Source organism: Halostella sp. PRR32 (assembly GCF_034808085.1).
GTDB lineage: Archaea > Halobacteriota > Halobacteria > Halobacteriales > Natronoarchaeaceae > Halostella > Halostella pelagica.
Genome location: NZ_JAXHGL010000234.1, coordinates 1 through 247, shown reverse-complemented (window position 1 = coordinate 247; position 247 = coordinate 1). Strand labels below are relative to the sequence as shown.

General features: G+C 66.4%; 1 pseudogene. It reads left to right on the top strand.

Annotated elements, in window-relative coordinates:
* Positions 1 to 247: pseudogene (locus SM753_RS20985) on the top strand (ribulose-bisphosphate carboxylase large subunit); the annotation flags it as partial.

Genomic DNA, 247 nt, shown 5'->3' with positions numbered 1-247 from the left:
AACGGGACGTGGGCGGCGCTGCACGTCGACGAGGACGAGCTCACGGACCTCAGTGCGGTGGCGTACATGATCGGGAACGACGACCGCGTCAGCGTTGCGTACCCCGCCGCGCTCTTCGAGAGGGGATCGATGGCGCAGATCCTCTCGTGTATCGCGGGGAACATCATGGGGATGAAGGCCGTCGACAGCATCCGGCTCGAGGACTGTTACTGGCCGGAGACGATCGTGGACGGGTTCCCGGGGCCGC